A 3544-nucleotide genomic window follows, 5' to 3' on the forward strand; every position below is an offset into this window, starting at 1 on the left:
GCGAGAAGTCGTCCACCAGCCACAGCTCGCCCGCGCACTGGTACACCACGCGCTCGCCGTCGGTGGAGGCGTGGCGGGCGTAGAAGTCGGCGTGGTCGGTGTGGCGGCGCAGGTCGGTGCCGTCGGGCAGGCAGGAGTAGAGGTTGCCCACCCCCTCGTGGTCGGAGAGGAACGCGATCCGGCCGCCGACGATCATCGGGCAGTCCAGATGCCCGCGCAGCTCGGGCACCAGGCGCTCACCCTCCAGCCACAACCGCCCCGTCGCGCCGCCGCGGTAGCGCTTCCAGGCGGCCGGTTCGTGCGGCGGGGTGCCGGTCAGCAGCAGGGTCCGCCGCTCCCCCGCCAGATCGGCGACGGCGAGGTCCGCCACCGGGCCCCAGGGCAGCTTCTCGCCCGGACCGCCGCCCGGCGGCAGCCGGTGGGCCCAGGCGAAGTGTGAGAACGGCTGGCCGTGCGAGGCCACGGCCAGGATGTCCCCCTCGGGCGTCCAGCCGCGGACCTGGGTGTCCACCGCGCCCCAGTACGTCAGCTGCCGCGAGGGCCCGCCGTCGACCGGCGTCAGGTGCACCTCGGGGTCCAGGCTGCGCCAGTTCGTGTAGGCGATGTGGCTGCCGTCGGGGGAGAAGCGCGGGTGCCCGATGCGGGTGCGGTCCACCGTCAGGCGCCAGGCGCGCGGCGGCCGGGCGGCCCCGGGCGCGAGCGGGGCGATCCACAGGTCGTCCTCGGCGGTGAAGCAGAGCAGCTCACCGTGGAGGTGCGGGAACCTGAGGTATGCCCCGGAGGAGTCCGGGGAGGTGGGAACGGGGGTGCCTGGGGATCCGGGGGTCGCGGTCATCCCTCCCATGGTCGGCAGCCGGGCTGCGGGCGGCAACTCCTGGGAGCGGTGCGGCGGTCGGCGATCCCGCTCTCACCGGCGGGGACGGGCTCCGCCGGGCGGGGTCGGCCATGGGCACCGGCGGGCACGTGCCGTGCGGGTGTGCGGCTCGTCCGTGCCGCGTCCCGAGGGTCTTCCGGGGGTTCTGGGGTCTGCGGGTCCTGCGTCGTTCTTGAGCTGCTGTGCTGTGCGGCGTGGCACTGGGCGGTGTCGCGTGCTCCCGCGGCCTCCGTCCCGGCCGTCCCCCGGCGCCTGCCTGCCGAAGCGCCGGACGCGCGGCCACCGCCTCAGCCCAGCAGAGAGGTCAGTCCGCGGTCCAGGTCCAGCTCCAGGTACTCGGAGCCGCCCGGCACCATGCCGTACGTGCCGCGCAGGAAGCGCAGCAGGCCGGTGGTGTCGAACTCGATCACCGCGACCCCCTCCGGGGCGCGCAGCTCGATGACTGTCCGCTCGGGCCCGGACGGCCGGATGTGCACGTCTCCGAGGCCGACCGCGGCCCGCAGCCCGTCCTCCAGCAGTTCGCGGGAGAACACCCAGACGACCTCCTGCCCGTCCAGGGAGACGTCGGAGGGGAAGACCAGGCTGACGGCGAAGGGGTCGTGGCGGTCGTATCGCAGTCCGACGGTCACCTCCCGGGTGACGGAGGGGACGGTGATCAGACGTGCCTGGACACTGTGGTCGACGACTGCGCGCATGGGGTGCTCCTTTTCCGGGGGGCCTTTTCTCCTACGACCCCGTCAGAGCGTTTTCATGACGGCATACCGCAGGTAATCGCTGTGAGTTCCGCAACAGTTTCGTGAAGATCCGACATTGATGGCGTGTTCCCCCGGACCGGTCAAGTATCCCGATCCATCCGCAACCGGACCGCTTCGAAGCGCTGGGTCGTCCCGTGTGTCGCTCCGGGTGACAACCGCCCCCCGGAGCCCCCGCGCTCACCCGTCGGCGGCACGGCCCGCGGCAGGCGCCCGGAGCCGCGCTCCGACCCGACCCCCGGTCGGGACCGCCGCCGCACCCGTAGCACCATGTACGGCGGCACACATCGGTGCACGCATCACCTTTCGACCGGCGGGAGCACGAAGACAGTGGTGGACGTCCAGGGCACGGTGGCGGACGGCTACGAGCCGGTCCGTGACGCCTTCCGCGCCAACCTGACCGAGCGCGGCGACCGGGGCGCGGCCGTGGCCGTCTACCGGGACGGGCACAAGGTCGCCGACCTGTGGGGCGGCCTGGCCGACCCCCGCGGGCGGGAGCCCTGGACCGAGGACACCGCCCAGGTCGTCCGCTCGGTCACCAAGGGCCCGGCCGCCGCCGTCCTCCACCTGCTGCACCAGCGCGGACGCCTGGATCTGGACGCGCCGGTGGGCACCTACTGGCCGGAGTTCAAGGTGGCGGGCAAGGAGCGCGTACCGGTGCGCCACCTGCTCACCCACCGCGCCGGGCTGCCCGCCCTGGACACGCCCCTGAGCCCGGAGCAGGCGCTCGACGGCGTCCTCGGGCCGCGTGCCGTCGCCGCCCAGGAGCCCGCCTGGGAGCCGGGCACCGCCCACGGCTACCACGCGCAGACCCACAGCTGGCTGCTGGGCGAGCTGGTGCGGCGGGTCACCGGGCGGAGCCTGGGCCGCTGGTTCGCCGAGGAGGTGGCCGCACCGCTCGGCCTCGACCTGTGGATCGGACTGCCCGCCGACCAGGCGCACCGGGTGGGCCGGATCGCCGAGGTGGAGGCCCCGCCCGCGCCCGCCTCCGCCGGGCCGCGGGTGCGCCCCAGGCGCGAGGTCGCCGACGCCTGGCGCGATCCGCGCTCCCTCACCCGCCGCGCCTTCGGAGCCATCGACCCGCAGCCCGACGAGAACGACCCCGCCTACCGGGCCGCCGAACTCCCCGCCTCCTCCGGAGTGGCCACCGCCCGCGCCCTGGCCCGCTTCTACGCGGCGCTCATCGGCGACCTCGGCGACGGCACCCGCCGGCTGTACGCCCCCGCCACCCTCACCCAGGCGCGTACCGAGGAGTCGGCCGGACCCGACCGCGTCCTGCTGGTCGCCACCCGCTTCGGTCTGGGCTACATGCTCCACGGCCCGTCCTCGCCGATGCTGGGACCGGGATCCTTCGGCCACCCCGGCCGCGGCGGCTCGCTGGCCTTCGCCGACCCGGAGACGGGACTGGCCTTCGCCTACGTCACCAACTCCCTGCAGAGGTCGGTCACCTCCGATCCGCGCGCCCAGGCTCTGGTGCGCGCGCTGAGGAAGGCCGCCGCGCACCGGGACGGCTGACCGGACCGGCGCCTACGCTGGCCCGGTGCGGCGGTTCGGGGAACGTCCGAGGGGCTACGCGGTACTGGTCACGGGCGCCGGCCACCGACGTCGACGGCGAGAGCGCCGAACGCACGGCCCGCGGGTATCCGCTGGGCCGCGTGGGCCGGCCCGAGGACATCGCGGCGGCCGTCGCCTTCCTCGCCTCGGCCGACGCGTCCTGGATCACCGGCCTGACCCTCCCCGCCGACGGCGGGCTGCTGGCCTCCAGCCTCGGGCTGCGCCACGCGCTCGGCGGGGAGGAGCCTGGCTGGGGGGACGCGCGGACACGCGGTGTCCCGGCCACATCGGCGGAACGGGGGTCCCTGTTCCGCATCCGGCGACATCGGTGGTGGCGCCGGCCCCGCCGGACGCATCCGCGTCC

3 protein-coding genes and 1 pseudogene are annotated in these 3544 nt (G+C 75.0%); 2 read left to right on the forward strand and 2 right to left on the reverse strand.

The features are described from left to right. Positions 1–835 (reverse strand): annotated as a pseudogene (locus LJ221_RS06125) (peptidase S41); the annotation flags it as partial. Between the two features lie 326 nt (positions 836–1161). After that, positions 1162–1569 (reverse strand): SsgA family sporulation/cell division regulator, encoded by a 408-nt coding sequence (locus LJ221_RS06130; protein ID WP_241714458.1) that lies wholly within the window; start codon positions 1567–1569, stop codon positions 1162–1164. 387 nt (positions 1570–1956) lie between these two features. Here LJ221_RS06130 and LJ221_RS06135 point away from each other — a divergent pair, with 387 nt between their 5' ends. Together LJ221_RS06135 and LJ221_RS23400 are read left to right on the forward strand one after the other, a co-directional pair. After that, positions 1957–3141 carry a serine hydrolase domain-containing protein gene (locus tag LJ221_RS06135; protein ID WP_241714460.1) on the forward strand — a complete coding sequence of 395 codons (1185 nt, stop codon included), beginning with the start codon at positions 1957–1959 and terminating at the stop codon, positions 3139–3141. A 140-nt stretch (positions 3142–3281) separates the two neighbouring features. Beyond that, positions 3282–3544, forward strand: a 263-nt coding sequence (locus LJ221_RS23400) for an SDR family oxidoreductase (RefSeq protein ID WP_308314729.1), incomplete at its 3' end; no start/stop codon positions are given.

Origin of the sequence: Streptomyces sp. CNQ085, assembly GCF_022614595.1 — a bacterium.
Taxonomy (GTDB): Bacteria; Actinomycetota; Actinomycetes; order Streptomycetales; family Streptomycetaceae; genus Streptomyces.

What these genes read in the sequence shown, in the direction of transcription:
- LJ221_RS06130 (WP_241714458.1), bottom strand. Translation starts at nt 1,569, where the DNA reads ATGCGCGCAGTCGTCGACCACAGTGTCCAGGCACGTCTGATCACCGTC.